Origin of the sequence: Paraburkholderia sp. UCT2, from assembly GCF_014397665.1 — a bacterium.
In the GTDB taxonomy this organism is placed as follows: domain Bacteria; phylum Pseudomonadota; class Gammaproteobacteria; order Burkholderiales; family Burkholderiaceae; genus Paraburkholderia; species Paraburkholderia tuberum.
On record NZ_VZQO01000017.1, the window covers coordinates 85,855 to 101,090 of the forward strand.

General features: G+C 64.5%; 14 protein-coding genes and 1 pseudogene. 7 read left to right on the forward strand and 8 right to left on the reverse strand.

The genetic code is table 11. The features are described from left to right. Window positions 1-45 precede the first annotated feature (45 nt). Window positions 46-544: pseudogene (locus F6X39_RS16340) on the forward strand (GNAT family N-acetyltransferase); the annotation flags it as partial. A 30-nt stretch (window positions 545-574) separates the two neighbouring features. Here the strand turns inward: F6X39_RS16340 and F6X39_RS16345 are convergent. The 4 genes from F6X39_RS16345 to F6X39_RS16360 all read right to left on the reverse strand — a co-directional run bounded on the left by F6X39_RS16345 (window position 575) and on the right by F6X39_RS16360 (window position 5,106). Beyond that, a complete protein-coding gene (locus F6X39_RS16345) occupies window positions 575-1,207 on the reverse strand; it encodes a membrane integrity-associated transporter subunit PqiC (RefSeq protein ID WP_187617355.1) in 633 nt (210 codons plus the stop codon). Beyond that, a complete protein-coding gene (locus tag F6X39_RS16350; RefSeq protein ID WP_187617356.1) occupies window positions 1,204-2,499 on the reverse strand; it encodes an MlaD family protein in 1,296 nt (431 codons plus the stop codon). Before F6X39_RS16350 ends, F6X39_RS16345 begins: the two co-directional genes overlap by 4 nt. Continuing rightward, on the reverse strand, window positions 2,496-3,701 hold the full coding sequence (locus tag F6X39_RS16355; protein WP_187617357.1) for a paraquat-inducible protein A: 1,206 nt from the start codon (window positions 3,699-3,701) through the stop codon (window positions 2,496-2,498). Before F6X39_RS16355 ends, F6X39_RS16350 begins: the two co-directional genes overlap by 4 nt. A gap of 214 nt (window positions 3,702-3,915) precedes the next feature. Beyond that, window positions 3,916-5,106: an L-dopachrome tautomerase-related protein gene (locus F6X39_RS16360; protein ID WP_187617358.1), complete on the reverse strand. Its 1,191-nt coding sequence runs from the start codon at window positions 5,104-5,106 to the stop codon at window positions 3,916-3,918. Window positions 5,107-5,624: 518 nt separating this feature from the next. Here F6X39_RS16360 and F6X39_RS16365 point away from each other — a divergent pair. After that, window positions 5,625-6,401 carry a hypothetical protein gene (locus F6X39_RS16365; RefSeq protein ID WP_187617359.1) on the forward strand — a complete coding sequence of 259 codons (777 nt, stop codon included), beginning with the start codon at window positions 5,625-5,627 and terminating at the stop codon, window positions 6,399-6,401. A gap of 142 nt (window positions 6,402-6,543) precedes the next feature. Here the strand turns inward: F6X39_RS16365 and F6X39_RS16370 are convergent, their stop codons facing one another. Beyond that, window positions 6,544-6,930, reverse strand: a complete 387-nt coding sequence (locus F6X39_RS16370; RefSeq protein ID WP_187617360.1) for a BON domain-containing protein — start codon at window positions 6,928-6,930, stop codon at window positions 6,544-6,546. A gap of 55 nt (window positions 6,931-6,985) precedes the next feature. Continuing rightward, complete coding sequence (locus tag F6X39_RS16375; protein ID WP_187617361.1) at window positions 6,986-7,561, reverse strand: cysteine hydrolase family protein; 576 nt, start codon at window positions 7,559-7,561, stop codon at window positions 6,986-6,988. Between the two features lie 196 nt (window positions 7,562-7,757). Between F6X39_RS16375 and F6X39_RS16380 the strand changes: the two genes are divergently transcribed. Then, window positions 7,758-8,078, forward strand: a complete 321-nt coding sequence (locus F6X39_RS16380) for a pyrimidine/purine nucleoside phosphorylase (RefSeq protein WP_008917257.1) — start codon at window positions 7,758-7,760, stop codon at window positions 8,076-8,078. A 188-nt stretch (window positions 8,079-8,266) separates the two neighbouring features. Here the strand turns inward: F6X39_RS16380 and F6X39_RS16385 are convergent, their stop codons facing one another. Next, a complete protein-coding gene (locus F6X39_RS16385; protein WP_187611270.1) occupies window positions 8,267-8,914 on the reverse strand; it encodes a DsbA family oxidoreductase in 648 nt (215 codons plus the stop codon). A 214-nt stretch (window positions 8,915-9,128) separates the two neighbouring features. Between F6X39_RS16385 and F6X39_RS16390 the strand changes: the two genes are divergently transcribed. The 4 genes from F6X39_RS16390 (at window position 9,129) to F6X39_RS16405 (ending at window position 14,578) form a co-directional block, all read left to right on the forward strand. Beyond that, entirely contained in the window at window positions 9,129-9,857 is a 729-nt protein-coding gene (locus F6X39_RS16390; protein WP_184064427.1) for a 2OG-Fe(II) oxygenase, read from the forward strand. A 104-nt stretch (window positions 9,858-9,961) separates the two neighbouring features. Further along, on the forward strand, window positions 9,962-10,864 hold the full coding sequence (locus F6X39_RS16395) for a LysR family transcriptional regulator (RefSeq protein WP_187617362.1): 903 nt from the start codon (window positions 9,962-9,964) through the stop codon (window positions 10,862-10,864). Window positions 10,865-10,997: 133 nt separating this feature from the next. Beyond that, the gene (locus tag F6X39_RS16400; RefSeq protein ID WP_187617363.1) at window positions 10,998-12,953 is read left to right on the forward strand and encodes an aconitase family protein; all 1,956 of its coding nucleotides are present in this window, start codon (window positions 10,998-11,000) and stop codon (window positions 12,951-12,953) included. A gap of 134 nt (window positions 12,954-13,087) precedes the next feature. Continuing rightward, window positions 13,088-14,578, forward strand: coding sequence for an MFS transporter (locus F6X39_RS16405; RefSeq protein WP_187617364.1), 1,491 nt, complete (start codon window positions 13,088-13,090; stop codon window positions 14,576-14,578). Between the two features lie 111 nt (window positions 14,579-14,689). Here the strand turns inward: F6X39_RS16405 and F6X39_RS16410 are convergent, their stop codons facing one another. Beyond that, window positions 14,690-15,061, reverse strand: coding sequence for a BON domain-containing protein (locus tag F6X39_RS16410; RefSeq protein WP_187617365.1), 372 nt, complete (start codon window positions 15,059-15,061; stop codon window positions 14,690-14,692). Window positions 15,062-15,236 lie beyond the last annotated feature (175 nt).

Genomic DNA, 15,236 nt, shown 5'->3' on the forward strand with positions numbered 1-15,236 from the left:
TCCCGCCGGCTGGTGCTTGCCGCGACGGAAGCGGGGTCCGCGGCAATCGTGGAAGGCTACCAACCCGGCTGCATCGGCGATATCGCGAGTCTGCACGGGCGCTATTACGCGCAACACTGGGGTTTCGGCGCCTTCTTCGAAAAGAAGGTCGCGACGGGGCTGGCGGAGTTCGCGGGCGCCTTGCCGGCCGAAGGTAAAGGGGCTTTGGCTATACGTCGAAAACGGCCGCACGCTCGCGTCTGTCGTGATCGACGGGGATAACGACACGGGTGTCGCTCATTTGCGCTGGTTCATCGTCGACGATTCTTTGCGCGGCTCCGGGATTGGACGGCAATTGCTGCCGCATGCCATGCGTTTCGTCGACGAGCGGTTCGACGAAACCTATCTATGGACGTTCAAGGGGCTCGACGCGGCGCGTCATCTGTACGAGTCATTCGGCTTTCGGCTAAGTGAAGAATCGGAAGGCACGCAATGGGGAACACGCGTGGTCGAGCAGCGTTTCAACCGGCTTTCCGCAAGGGAAGGCGATAACGGTACTGCGTGATCGGCGCGGCAGCGAACTCGACACCGTCGGTCAGTGCGCGAGGACCGACCCCGCGATCCGGTCGGCCAATTCGCCGAGAACGCGGCTCAACGCGGCCGCCTGCGCGAGCGCACCGTGTCCATTGATTGCGGAGTCGAGCGTCACCTGCTGCCGCAGCGGCGCCTGATCCGAGTGCCCGGCCAGCAGCGTCCACTCCGCTTGCAGCGTCAGCGTGCCGCTCTCGTCGGCCGTGGCATTCAGCACGGTGACGACCAGCCTGCGCGTGCCGGGCGGCGCGGGTGCATCCGGAACGACGAACGATCCGGCGGGCAGCCGCGTGAGCAAGTCCTGGGCAAGCGTTTTGCGCATCATCTGAGCGAGCGGTGCGCCCCACCGGTCGCTATCGTCGATCGTCAGCCGGTTCTGCGAAGCCAGCGTGACGACTTCGAGCCGATCGAGCACCGCGGGAATATGCACGGCGGTCAGTTGAATCGGTGGGATCGGCGCCGTGGCGGGCGGCGCGTCGGCGGGCATCGGGTTCAACGTCACATAGCGTGTCGGTATGCTGTGTCCGCATCCGGCGAGCGTCATCGCCGCGACGGTTACGACAAACGCAGCCGTCCTGACGCTCGCGAGCGATGCCGCGACGGCGCGTCCGACGGGGAACGTGGACCTCGTCATCATTGAGCCTCCTGCTGCCTGCCATGGATCAGCGCCTCCGGATGGCGGTCGAGATAGTCGGCCAGTGCCCGAATCGAGCGTGCGGTGTCGGTCAGCTCCTGCATGGCGGCAGGCAGGTCGTTCTGGCTCGACGCGTCGCCGCCTAGCGTCCGGTTCGCCGCGGCAACGGTGCGATCGGCCGCGTTCGCCGTCTCGCGCAATTGCGCGACGAGCGGACCGATCTGTGGCGAGACCTGCTGCAACGTGTGATCGATCTGCGCGACCGAGTGGTCGATGTGCGTCAGGCTGTCCTTGATCTGAGGCGAGGAACTGAGCGCGTTGATATGCGCGGCGATACTGCGGACCTGTTCGCCGGTTTGCCGGATCGGAAGATCGTCGATTTTCTGGATCACCTCGTTGGCCTTGGCCATCGTCGTGTCGAGATTCGCGGCGGCGACACTCGGAATGACGGGCAGGCCGTCCTCGCTGGCGAGCGTCGCCACCGGCGCGCCTTGCACGAAGTCGAGGTTGATCTTGTCCGCGCCGACGAGCGGCGGATCTTGCGATAACCGCGCGCGCAAGCCTGTGGCGACGAGGCGGGTGAGCATGCCGTCGACGAGCGGTCGCCAGTCCCCGTTGGCCGGTGGCGGCGCGCCGACGATGCCAAGCTGCGACGGGTTCAGCGCGATCTGCACCGGGGTGCTCAGCGCGCCCGTGCGTGCGTCGTAGTTCAGGCGCACGCTGGTGACGGTGCCCACGTCGAAACCGCGCAATTGCACATCGGCACCACTCTTCAGGTCGCCGACCGCACCGTCGAAGCGCACCAGATAGGTGACGACCGGGCCGTGCCCCGGCGCGAGCGCGGGGCGGCGATCGACACCGTCGAAACGCGATGCCGGCTCGCCGGGCCCGGGCTCCATCACGATCTCGGGGCCGGACAGCACTCCCTTGATCGACGCTGGATCGTTGAGATCCACGTGTGCGCCGCGCAGGAAAAACCTGGTCTCGCTGCGCAGATACTTTTTTTCAGCGCGATCTATCTTGAGCTCGGCTTTCACGTGTTGGCCATCGGGCGCGAGCGTAATCTCCGAGACGGCGCCGACCTTCACGCCGCGCAGCGTGACGATCGTGTCGTCGGGCTTCATGCCGTACGCGTTGTCGAAGGTCACCGTGACCGTCTCGCCCTGATGCAGCAACGCGCGAACGCCGAGCCATCCGGCCATCGCGAAGGCTGCGACCGGCACCGCCCAGATCCAGCCGGGCCACGCGCTGCGCCGCACCTGAGCTTGCGAACGACGGGGACGCGTGCCGCTCATCGCTTGCTCCGCGGGTGGACGTCCCACATCAGGCGCGGGTCGAATGCGCGCGAAGCGGCCATCGTCAGCAACACGACCAGCGCGAACGCGGTGGCGCCGATGGCGGGTCTGGCCGCGGCGATGCCGTCGAACCGGATCAGCGGCACGAACGCGGCGATCGTGAACACGTCGACGTACGACCATCGGCCGAGTTCGTCGATCAGGCGGTACAGATGCGCCTTGACCCGCAGATGCCGGCGCGAACGGCGCCGAACGGAGACGACGAACCATGCCATGCCGAGAATCTTCGCCACCGGAATGACGATGCTCGTACAGATGATCAGGATGCCGATCGGCCACAGGCCAGCGTGAAACAGCTGATAGACGCCGTCGATGATCCGGTGCGACTGGGTCCGCCCGAGTTGCATCGAAGTGGTCATCGGAAAGAAGTTGGCCGGGATCGTCAGAACGAGCGCGGCGAGCGACAGCGCAGCCGCGCGCACGACGGCGTCGGTTTTGCGAGCGCGCAACGTCAGTCCGCAGCGAGGGCAGGGGCGCCCCTCCTGCGACATCGGCACGACCAGATCGCAAACCGTGCAGGACAGCGGCGCTTCATGTTCCGGCAACTCGTTTTCCGCGGCGATCGCGCGCCACACGGTTCTCCGGTCGAGCGACGCGCGCGTGAGCATCGACAGCAGCGCCGCGGCGATGAAGCAGTAGCCGCCGGGGGCGATCGTGCCGGTCAGATTCTGCGTCACGCGCGCGTAACCGACGAAGCAGCCGACCAGATAGACATCGGGCATGGTCCAGATATCGAGCGAGGTGGTCCAGCGAAACAGCGCACCGATTCCTCTGGTACGCCGGCCGAGCCGCAGCGCGACGAGGACGATCACGAGGCCGCCGAAGCGGATGAATGGCAGCACGATACCGAAGGTGCCGAGCAGTACCGCCAGAATGAACCAGCCATCGTTCCACATCTCCACGATGCCCGACGACAACAGTGATGAGCGTTCGACGCCGAGCATATGGACATACATCAGGGGCGCGAGGTTGGCCGGAAACAGCAATACGAAGGTCGCGCTCGCGCAGGCGAGCGCCGCGGTCTGGCTTCGGCCGCTACGCCGCTCGAGCGGAAAGTGACAGGCGCGGCAACGCGCGTAGGTATGGGCGGTGAGCGGCGGGATGTCTTCGAGCGCGCCGCATTCGGGGCAGCCGATCGTCATGCGACGTTCTCCATCGGCTGTCCGTTTTCAGGCGGGCAGCGCGTTGCGAATGAGGTTTCGCCGATCATCCCTCGACCCCCGGGCGCCGTTTGGCGCGTGCATGTACGGCAGACGCGCTGGCGCGCGCCAGCTCTTGTCCTGCACCAGCATGGCGCGTTCCCGGCCGGCCTCGGCGCGCCGGGCAGCACGGACCGTCGGCGGCTGCGGGGTGGCGTCAGTCGGGTGAGCGGTTCCGATCCGCTTCGCTTTGCGAGCCGGGCGGCGTGCCCGGTTTGGTGTTCGGCGCCGCTGACGGAGCGGCGTCGGCAATGATCAGCAACCTCGACGACAGCGCGTCGGGATGGCCCGGCTTGAACCAGTTCATCTCGGGAATGCGTGAATCGGTCAGGTAGATCGTGCCGTCCGGCCCTTCCGCGAACGTATCCGGCCATCGCAGGCCGGGCTCGTGCAGCAACGTCGTCAATGTCGCGCCGTCCCATACCTTCACCGCATGTTCTTCGACCGCGGTAATCAGCAGGCGTCCCGTCCGGTCGATGTGCAGCCCGTCGGCGGGGCGATGCTCGAGCACTTTCTCGACGCGGTTGCCGACTTCATCGGTCGCGAGCGTGGTATCGCGAAGCGCTTCGGTGGGCACGCGGTAAAGCGTTTTGCCCTTCACCGCCTGCCAGTACAGATACAGTCCATCGCGAGTGAGCGCGATGCCGCCGGCCGCCAATTCGACGCCGCGTCCATCGGGACGCCGCAATGGTGCGCCGCCAGCATGGACCGTGACGCCCGGATCCGTTTGCGTCGACGGATGCCCGTCGAGCACGCGGCGCGCTTGACCGGTGCCGAGATCGACCACCACGATCGCGCCGCGTGTTCCAGAGTCCGTGATGTAGGCGAAACGGCCGTCGGGACTGATGCGCACGTCGTTCAGATAGCTGCCCTGAGGTGCGATTTCGAGCGTGAACGCAATGCAGCCGACGACGCTATCCGTCGCAAGATCGATGCGGACCAGTTTAGGGGCACCCGGCACGACGAACGCCTGGGCCGGCGCGCCGGGGTCGAGTACCCACAGGTTGTTTTGGGAATCGCACAGCATCGCCTGCACGCAGACCCAGCGATCCTGCGGGTTCAACTCGTCACGCCTGGCATTGCGCCAGCCGTTCCATCGATCGTCGGGATAGGGACGGACGTCGCCATCGGGCGTGAGTACGCCGACGGAGATCGGCGCGTCTTCGGTCCAGCGCGGGAAGTTGACGAAAATGCGTCCGTCCGCGGCGACGGCGACGCCGGTCACCTGGTGCCCGAACGACGCAATCTCGCGCAGATGCGGCAGCGAGCCGTCGTCACCGGCGCTCGATGCAGGCGCGGCGGTCAGTGGAACCCGATCCGCGGCGGTTGGCGTGGCGGTGTCTTTCATGGGCTGCCTCCGGGACAGGACGGAAATGTCCGTATTCAGCAAAGCGAATGCCGCGTGCAAAGATAAAGTGAATCGTAATCCGCGAATCTTTCGGAAGGTATTCAACGTGAATTGCCGACCGTCCTTTATGCGAATTGTTTGACTTTCGCGCGAGCAGAGAACGGGAGTGCGCGCAATAGGGAAAGCCGAGTTGTCGCGTGGCGCTTGATACGACATGGCGCGCTAAAAGGCCGCGTTGCTACTACCTCATTCAGGGCGAACAGAATCGCTCCGCGGCGGCGTGCAGAGCCGCCGTACCAGGCGGTCCATTTCGGCAACTTTGACTCTCAGGGTTTCTCCTGCCTCCCCTTTGGACCCGCCGTGTCACTCGTGCGCTACACCGCTCATTCGCAAAGAAAAAATAATGCCGACGTCAAAGGAATGTGCTAAAAAATAACAATTGCACGCGCAGACGAATAGCCACACCTGCAAGTAAAAATTTCGGCTTTCAATACTCTTAATCGGCCGTGAGGTGGATCATGAGAACAAGGACGCTTTGGGGGCTCGGGGTGACGACGGTCGCGTCGGTGCTAACGCTGCAGTGTTATCCAGCGTGGGCCGACGGGCCCGAAGCGGCCTATGCGTCCGACGACGAGGTGCCGGCCGGCTCGCTCAGTCCGAACGAGTACAAGGTCAATGCGGATGGCATGAAAGAAGATCCGAATGCGAAGATGTCGGACGTGGCCCGCGCGTATCGCAATGGCTATATCAATCGCGGCAAGCAGGATCAGGCCGATTACCAGGCAATGATCGACTCGCATAATCACGGTCAGCGGCAACCCGCCAGGACCGACGTCGCGCGGGTCGACGTGCCGCCGCTGCCGCCGGGCGTTCCCGAAGACGATAACTCGAAGTACACGAGTATTCCGCCGCAGCCTCAGAAGCCGCGGCCGGTCCAATACGCGCAGCGTCAGGTGCCGCAACCGCCCCCGCAACAGCAATATCAGCAGGTGTACCAGCAGCCGCAATACGCGCCGCCGCCAATGCAATACCAGCAGGCGCCGGCCTACGCGCAGATGCAGCCGGTCTACGACAACCAGCCGGTATACGTGCGGCAGGACTATCCTCAGCCGCCCGTGCAGTACGTGCCGGTTTATCCGCAGGCGCAATACGATGAAATGCCGCAGGTCGTGGAAACGGTGGTTCAACCGGCCGCGCCTGTCGCTTATCAGGTTTATCGTCCGCCGGTCTATTGGGCGCAGCCGCGCGTGTATGCGTATCGCGCGCCGGTCTACAGCTATCGTATGTGGCGTTGAGGTATTGCGCGAGTCGTGGCGGCGTTGCGCAGCAATGGAACGCCGCGGCGAATACTCGCACGCATCGAATGATTGGTCGATAGAAAGTACTCAGCCCGCCGCATTCGTGGCGGGCTGAGTACTTTCTTTTATTCGTTTTGCGCTAGTGACCGCTGGCACCTCTCGTGCGCACATTCAGATGGTTATTCACCTGTCTGACTCCGCGCACCGACCTCGCGACACTGCCCGCGCGTTGCACCTGAGCGCGCTGCGGTACCCAACCGGTCAGCGTCACGATACCGCGGCGCGCCTGCACGTGAATCGACGTTGAATGCAGGTTCGGTGTGCGTGCGAGCGCGCGCCGCACGTCGCGCGCGAGCTCGCTATCGGGTCTGTTGCGAGCCGGCGATGCCGCGATGGATTGGCTTTGCGCGGAAGCATCGTTCGGCATGCCGCCACTGGTTTGCGCATTCGCACAGGTCGCAGTGCCGATCGCAATCGCTGCCGCGGCAATGGCGCCAATTAGGGCGCTCGAGCTGTCTTTTCTCACAAGTCCTCCTGGTCCACCTGATTGTCGCTCGCCGCGCAGCAGATCGACGTTGCGGCTATTGCGGTTGCCCGTTGCCCAATAGCGCGTCCGTCGTGACGACCGTGCAGTACTCGTGATCGAGATTGGCCAGTGACATCGCGTGAATGTCGTCGGCGCTGCGCGGCGTTCCGTGCCAGTCGGTCCGTGCAAAAGTGAAACAGCCGTCGGCCACGAGATACGTATCGAAACCGAGGTTGCCGGCCATCCGCACCGTGGCCTCGACCGAGTTGTTGGTGATGACACCCGCCACGACCAACGTCGTGTGGCCGGCGGCGCGCAGGCGGTCCTCGAGTCCCGTGCCGATGAACGCGTTATTCGTGCGTTTCGCAATCACCGGTTCGTCGGGCAACGGCACGTTCGACGCCTTGAATTCGTGTCCCGCCTGACCCGGCCGATAGTGCGACCCAGGCTCCGTCGAGTCGTGCCGCACATGCCACACCGGCCAGCCTCGGCTACGCCAATGCGCGAGCAAGCGGCTCACCTGCGTCTCGGCGGCGGGATTGTTGCGCTCGCCCCAGCTCGGATGATCGATCGCGCGTTGCAGATCGATCAACAACAATACGGCGCCGGCGGAAGGAGCGGGAGAGCGCATGGGTCGAATGAGTCTGTGTGGGTGTCGATATGATTCTGGCAGACTTTACCGTATTGCCGCCATCAATAGCCATGTATGATGGCGCGCTCGCGCCCGGCAGGGGCCCTGCGCGGGCGGCTTGCGCGGATCGCGCGCCGTCTGCCGCGCCCACCGGGCCGCAACGCATCCATTCACGATGATCCAGAGGAAGACCGCCATGACGGCTGCAACGCAATTCGACCAGGTTTCTGTTGTCAAACGAGCCAACGTGTACTTCGACGGCAAGTGCGTGTCGCACACCGTGCTGTTCGCCGACGGCACGCGCAAGACGCTCGGCGTGATCCTGCCCGGCACGCTGAACTTCGGCACCGACGCGCCGGAGCTGATGGAAGTGCAGGCGGGCAAATGCCGCATCCGTCTCGACGGCAGCGATGAGTGGAAGACCTATGGCGCGGGCGAATCGTTCTCGGTGCCTGGCAAGAGCCGCTTCGATATCGATGTGGTCGAAACGCTGGACTACGTTTGCAGCTATCTGTAAGCGGCTTTAAGGCGCGTGCAGTGGGATAAGAAAGACCTGTTGCAAGCAGCCGGGACGGCTTGGACAATGGACCCAGGCTATCTTTGCTCAGATGTGTTGAAGAGACAACACGCAAGCATTCGCGAGTGCATGCGTGAGCCAGGTGCTCAGAATGGGCCGTCCATTACGCTTCGCTTCGACGATGAACCTTACGCTGTCTCTTTCGCCACGATCTCCTCGATCACCTGCACGAATTGCTCGACCGGCTGGCCGCCGGTCACCAGATAGCGGCGGTTGAAAATGATCGACGGCACCGATTGAATGCCCATTTCCTGATTGTTCTTTTCCGCTTCGCGCACTTCATCGGCATACGCGCCGCTCGTCAGCACGTCGCGCGCTTCGTTGGCGTCGAGTCCTACCGACTGGGCCGCTTCGACCAGCACGTCATGATTGCCCGGATTCTTGCCGTCGGCATGATACGCGCGCAATAGCGCGAGCTTCAGCGGTAACTGGTGGCCTTTCAGGCCGGCCCAATGCAGCAGGCGGTGCGCGTCGAACGTGTTGTAGGTGCGGATGCGCGGACCGAAATCGAAGCCGACGCTCGCGCCGCGTTCGCGGATCATCGCCTGCGTTTCGGCGATCTGCGCGGCCGTGCGGCCGTATTTCTTGCCGAGATACTCGACGATGTCTTCGCCGTCCGGTCCCATCTGCGGATTCAGTTCGAATGGATGCACGACGATACGCGCGTCGATTTTGTCCTGAAGCCGCGCGAGCGCGAGCTGCAGCGACGACAGGCCGATCGCGCACCACGGGCAGGCGATGTCGGAAACAAAATCGATGGTGAGCTGCTGTTTCATGGTTGTCCCTGGCGGAATGAAGTGCGATGCGGCGGCGGCAAATGCGGCCGCAACGATACCGACAGCGTAGCGGGAATCGTGCGTCCGTGCAGTGCGGCTGAATTTGACCGCAAGACCCGGAGTGTTTTCCCGCCACCACACTCGTACACTAAGTTCATCGAGCTACCTACCTTGATGGCGCGGGCGACGAGCCCGCGCCGCCCACTCATCGACGATGAACGCAATCGCTCCCACCCAAACGATCGACCAACGCGTCGACGCACTCGACTGGCCGCGGATCGAACACGATCTCGATCAGTACGGCTGCGCCGCCGTGCCGCAACTGTTGACGCCCCGCGAATGCGACGCGCTGAGCGCGCTCTATACACGCGACGCGCTTTATCGCAGCCGCGTCGTCATGGCGCGCCACGGCTTCGGTCGCGGCGAATACAAGTACTTTGCGTATCCGCTGCCGTCGCTCGTCGGCGGCTTGCGCGGTGCCCTTTATCCGCACCTCGTGCCGGTCGCGAACCGCTGGAACATGGCGATGGGCATCGACGTGCGCTATCCGCCGAAACATGCGGATTTCATTCGACGCTGCCATGACGCGGGCCAGGTGCGTCCGACGCCGCTGATCCTGCAATACGGCGAGGGCGATTTCAACTGCCTGCATCAGGATCTGTACGGCGAACACGTGTTCCCGCTGCAGGTTGCGGTACTGCTGTCGGAGCCGGGGCGCGACTTCACAGGCGGCGAGTTCGTGATGACCGAGCAGCGTCCGCGCATGCAGTCGCGTGCCGAAGTCGTGCCGCTCGCGAAGGGCGACGCGGTCGTGTTCACCGTGAACAGCCGGCCCGTGCAGGGTACGCGCGGGCCGTATCGCGTGAATCTGCGGCACGGCGTGAGCCGCCTGCGCTCGGGACATCGGCATACGGTCGGCATCATCTTTCATGATGCGCTGTGAGGACCGCTGTCGGCGCAATGGCGCAACACCGCGTGCCGTGAGACGATAACGGCCACGATTCCAGCGATCTGCCGCCATTGTCGTAAGATCCGTCGCCTCGTCCCATGGAAAACCTGCTCAAGAAACTCGATCTGACTTCGCTGCGTCTGTTCGTCGCCGTTTGCCAGGAGCGCAATATCGCGCGCGCGGCGCAGCGCGAGTTCATCGCGTCGTCGGCGGTGAGCCGGCGCATCGCCGAGATCGAGGCGCTGATCGGCCTGCCGGTGATTCAACGGCAGTCGCGCGGCATTACCGTGACGCCGGTCGGCGAGACCGTGCTGCGCTACGCGCTCGCGATCATCGGCAATATCGAGCAGATGAGCGCGGAGTTGTCGCGCTTTTCGACGGGCGTCAAAGGGCGCGTGAGGGTGGTTGCGAATCTGTCGTCGATCGTGCAGTTTCTGCCTGAAGACGTGGCCGCGTTCGGCCGCGCGTTCCCGGATGTAGCGATCGAACTCGAAGAAGAAAACAGTGCGGACGTGCTGCGTATCGTCGACGAACACGGCGCGGACTTTGGCATCTGTAATCCGGTTGCTGGCAGCGAGGCGTTCGAGCAGATGCCGTATCGCCAGGACCGGCTCGCGGTGCTCGTGCCGGGTGGGCATCGGCTCGCCAGCGCGGCGCGGGTGAACTTCGACGATCTGTTGCACGACAGCTTCGTCGGCTTGCGCAGCGAAAGCGCGCTCACGCGTTTGCTCGCGCAGCAGGCGGCGAGCGCGGGCCAGCAGCTCGAGGTGCGGATGCGCGTGAGCAGTCTCGATGCGCTGTGCCGGATGGTGCATGCGGGGCTCGGCATCGCGATCGTGCCCGAGCCGGTCGGCCTGCTCTACGTGAACACGCTCGACGTGCGGCTGCTGCCGCTTGCCGATGCGTGGGCGGAGCGTCATCTGATCATCATCTTCAAGGCGCGCGAGCAGTTGAGCGCGAGCGCGGCCGCGCTGGTGTCGTTCCTCGGCAATCCGCCTTAGACGATTCCACCACCCGCACTGCGCGCCGCGGCTCCGCCATCGAGCATTCGCGAAACGAGACGGCAGCGTTGCCGCACCGGCACTTCGGCATCCACCTTGCGCGCCGTATAGTGAGCGCAAGGAGAATGCAGTGATGAGCGATACGATTCGTTTGGACGGCCGCGTGCTGTACCTGTCGCAAGACCCGGCCGTGATCGAGGCGCAATTGGCCGGCGAAAACTTCACTCGCGACACGGCGGGGCCGTTGCGCGACAACGTGTCGACGGACGAGATCACGCCCGTCACCGTAATGCTCACCTACGACGAGCGCCTCGGCCAGTACCCGTACGTCGGCTTCAAGGCCGGCGAGTGTCTGCCGATCGGCCGCAATGCGGTGAAGGACGGCGGCTTTCGCGTGACGGTGGCCGGCAAGCGCTACGGCAAGGGCTCGTCGCGCGAATCGAGCCCGCTCGCGGAGTTGTCCGCAGGCATTCGCCTGATCGTTGCCGAGAGCTTCGAGCGTATCTATCAGCAGAACTGCGACAACATCGGCATTCTGACCACGACCGATTTTTCCGTGCTCGATCGCCTGCTTGCAGGCGTTGCGGTGCCGATCGACGAATTCCTCAAAGGCCGCGACTCGCTCACGCAGCAGATCATCCGCAGCGGCGGGCTGCTCGCGTATAGCCGGTTTGCGGAGTGGCCCGCGCCGGGCGGCCGCGCGAGCGATGCCCCGAACGAGGCGCCGGGCGCCGAGCCGAAAACGCTGGTCGAGAAGATCATCGACCGTCATCTGCATCCGGGCACCGCGAGCGCGCAGCGCGGCGACGGCGTGTTCATCGCCGCCGACTGGCGCTTCAGCCACGACTATTTCACCGGCATGTGCGCGCATCTGATGCATCGGGCGTTCGGCAAGCCCGCGCCGCTGCATGCGCCGGATCACATCATCGCGTTCCAGGATCATCTGGTGCTCGCGCCGCAGAGCATCCCTCACGTGCGCGACGGTCTGTTGCCGGGCGTCGCGAATCTGATGGAAGGCCACACGTCGTTTTCGCGCGGCTACCCGGTGCGCTCGCACGGCGCGCTCGATGGTGTGCCCGGCTCCGAGGGCATCTGTCATGCGTTGATGGCCGAGCAATACGCGCTGCCGGGCCAGGTAGCATGCGGTACCGATTCGCACACGCCGCATTCGGGCGCGCTCGGCTGCCTCGCATTTGGCGCGGGCGCGACCGAAATCGCCAATAGCTGGGTCACGGGCTACGTGCGCTGCAAGGTGCCGGAGACGCTGCGCATCGAGATCGACGGCCAGTTGCGCGACGGCGTGACCGCAAAGGACGTCGTGCTGCATCTGCTGCGGATGGAGGCGATTCGCTCGGGCGGCGCGATCGGCCTCGTGTTCGAATACGGCGGCGCGGCGGTGCGTGCGATGTCGATCGACGAACGCGCGACGCTGACCAACATGGTCGCGGAACTCGGCGGCTTCACCGGCATCGTCGAACCGGACGAGCGCACGGTCGCGTTCCTGAAGGAGCGGCGCGGCGTCGATTTCGTGCTGGAAGGCTGGATGAAAAGCGACGCGGACGCGACCTATCGCGACACGATCCATATCGATGCGAACGCGATCGAACCGATGCTCGCGCGTCCGGGCGACCCCGGCAATGGCGTGCCGGCGCCGCGGCTCGAACAGGACGTCGCGATCGATATCGCGTACGGCGGCTCGTGCACCGCGGGCAAGCGCGAGGACTTCGATTTCTATCACGAGGTGCTGCGCTGGGGCGTCGAGCACGGCCTACGGGTGCCCGAGCGCACGCGTTTGTATCTGCAATTCGGCACGATGGCGGTGCGCGCGTATTGCGAGGAGCAGGGCTATCTGCCGGTGTTCGAGCGCGCGGGCGTGACGCTCGTGATGCCTGGCTGCGGCTCGTGCGCGAACTGCGGACCGGGACAATCGGCCAACCCGAACGACGTGACGATCAGCGCGATCAACCGCAATTTCCCCGGCCGTTCGGGACCAGGCGACGTCTGGCTCGCGAGCCCGTACACGGTCGCGGCGAGCGCGCTGGCCGGGAAAATCACCACGTTCGAACAATTGCAACGCGGGCACGGCTAGAATGCTGGCCGGAGTCCGGCCGACCCATCGTGGCGCGTGCGACGCGCGACAAGACACAAGGCCGGCATCGAACCGGCCGCGGTAAGCGATCAGCCCTGCCGTAAAAGCAGTCGCAACAGAAGGAGACAGACAACATGGCATTCCCCGATCCCGCGGGGTCCGTCGCGCGCAGCGGCGGTACCGTGGCGCATTCCACTGACGCGGCCGGCAGCGCCGCCCGCAGCACGCCCGCGCAGGTGGCGGGCCACGCATCGCTCGACGCCGGCAGCATTTCGGCGCGCCTCGACCGCTTGCCCGCCACGCGCTCCGTCTGGAAGCTGGTGGTGCTGCTGAGCCTCGGCTTCTTCTTCGAACTCTATGACCTGCTGTACTCCGGCTATGTTGCGCCGGGCCTCGTGAAAAGCGGCATGTTGACCGCGACCACGCATGGCCTGTTCGGCTCGACCGGCGTCGCGAGTTTCATCGCTGCGCTGTTTAGCGGCCTGTTTATCGGCACGATCGCGTGCGGTTTCCTCGCGGATCGCTTCGGGCGGCGCGCGGTGTTCACCTGGTCGCTGCTGTGGTACACCGCGGCGAACCTCGTGATGGCGTTTCAGGAGACCGCGACGGGCCTTAATTTCTGGCGCTTCGTCGCCGGTGTCGGCATCGGCGTCGAGCTGGTGACGATCGGCACGTACATCTCCGAGCTGGTGCCGAAACAGATCCGCGGCCGCGCGTTCGCGTGCGAGCAGGCGGTCGGCTTCACGGCCGTGCCGGTGGTCGCGTTTCTATCGTTTCTGCTGGTGCCGCGCACGCTGTTCGGTCTGGACGGCTGGCGCTGGGTCGTGCTGATCGGCGCGCATGGCGCGCTATTCGTCTGGTGGATTCGCCGCGCGTTGCCGGAAAGCCCGCGTTGGCTCGCGCAGCAAGGACGTCTCGCCGAAGCCGACCGCGTGATGAACGCGCTCGAGGCGAAGGTACGTCACGAATATGGCCGCGAGTTGCCGCCGCCGGCGCCGCCGGTGCCGATCCCACCGCGCGGCAGCTTCCGCGACATGTGGGTGCCGCCGTACCGCAGCCGCACGCTGATGATGACGATCTTCAACATCTTCCAGACGGTCGGCTTCTATGGCTTCGCGAACTGGGTGCCGACGCTGCTGATCAAGCAGGGCATCACGATCACGACGAGCCTGATGTATTCGAGCGTGATCGCATTGGCCGCGCCGCTCGGTCCGATCATCGGGCTGTTTATCGGCGACCGCTTCGAGCGCAAGACGGTGATCGTCGTGATGGCCGGCGTCAATATCGTGTGCGGGTTGTGGTTCAGTCAGGCTTCGGGGGCGGTGCTCCTCGTGAGCCTCGGAGTGTGCCTGACGCTGGCCGGCAACATCATTTCGTACAGTTATCACGCGTACCAGGCCGAACTGTTTCCGACCAGCATCCGGGCGCGCGCGGTCGGCTTCGTCTACTCGTGGAGCCGCTTTTCCGCGATTTTCACGGCCTTTCTGATCGCGGCCGTGTTGCGCTACTTCGGCACGACCGGCGTGTTCGTGTTCATCGCGGGCGCGATGCTGATCGTGATGCTGGCGATTGGCTTGATGGGGCCGAAGACGAAAGGGCTCGAACTCGAGAAGATATCCGCATAGCGAAGGCCGGCTGTCGAGCCGGCCCGCCGCCATGTGCCGCATTGGCTATGCCCTCAATGGAATGCACGGTCAGAGCGCCGGCCTTCCTGCAAAGCGGGGTCCAGGACTGCTTCAGGTGCCCACAGGACGGATCGACAGCGCGTTCCTGACCGAAGTTACGCCAGGTACCCCTTTCGCCACCTCGGTTGCCCGGTCGCTTTGTGCCTGAAGCGGTACGCTGCCCTGCAGCGTGACAGCACCATCGCGGGCGCGAACTGTGATATTGGCCGTTGAGATGTTCCTATCTTTCACCAGCGCATTTCGAACCTGACGCTGTAGCGCCCGGTTCGCTGCTTTCATTGACTTGTAATGCGATCGGGCTTCGGGCGTCGTGGTCGGGGCAGACTCAGGGGCGTTAGCGTTGCTCGCCTGCGCATAGGCGTGAATCGAACCCGAAATCAGAAGGGCGGTACCGACCAGTTTGACGGCGTGGATTGCTTTCATGCATCTTCTCCTGTCGTTGCAGATCGTTGGGCTACAGATTCAGGGATATCGGACACACGCCCCCACAATATTTCTGAGGCGGATCAAATGGCACTATAGGACAATAAAGGGTTAGGTCAAGCAACAATGCAAATCCGGCCAATTGCGGGGACAACCGAAGAAATTGGAATACTTC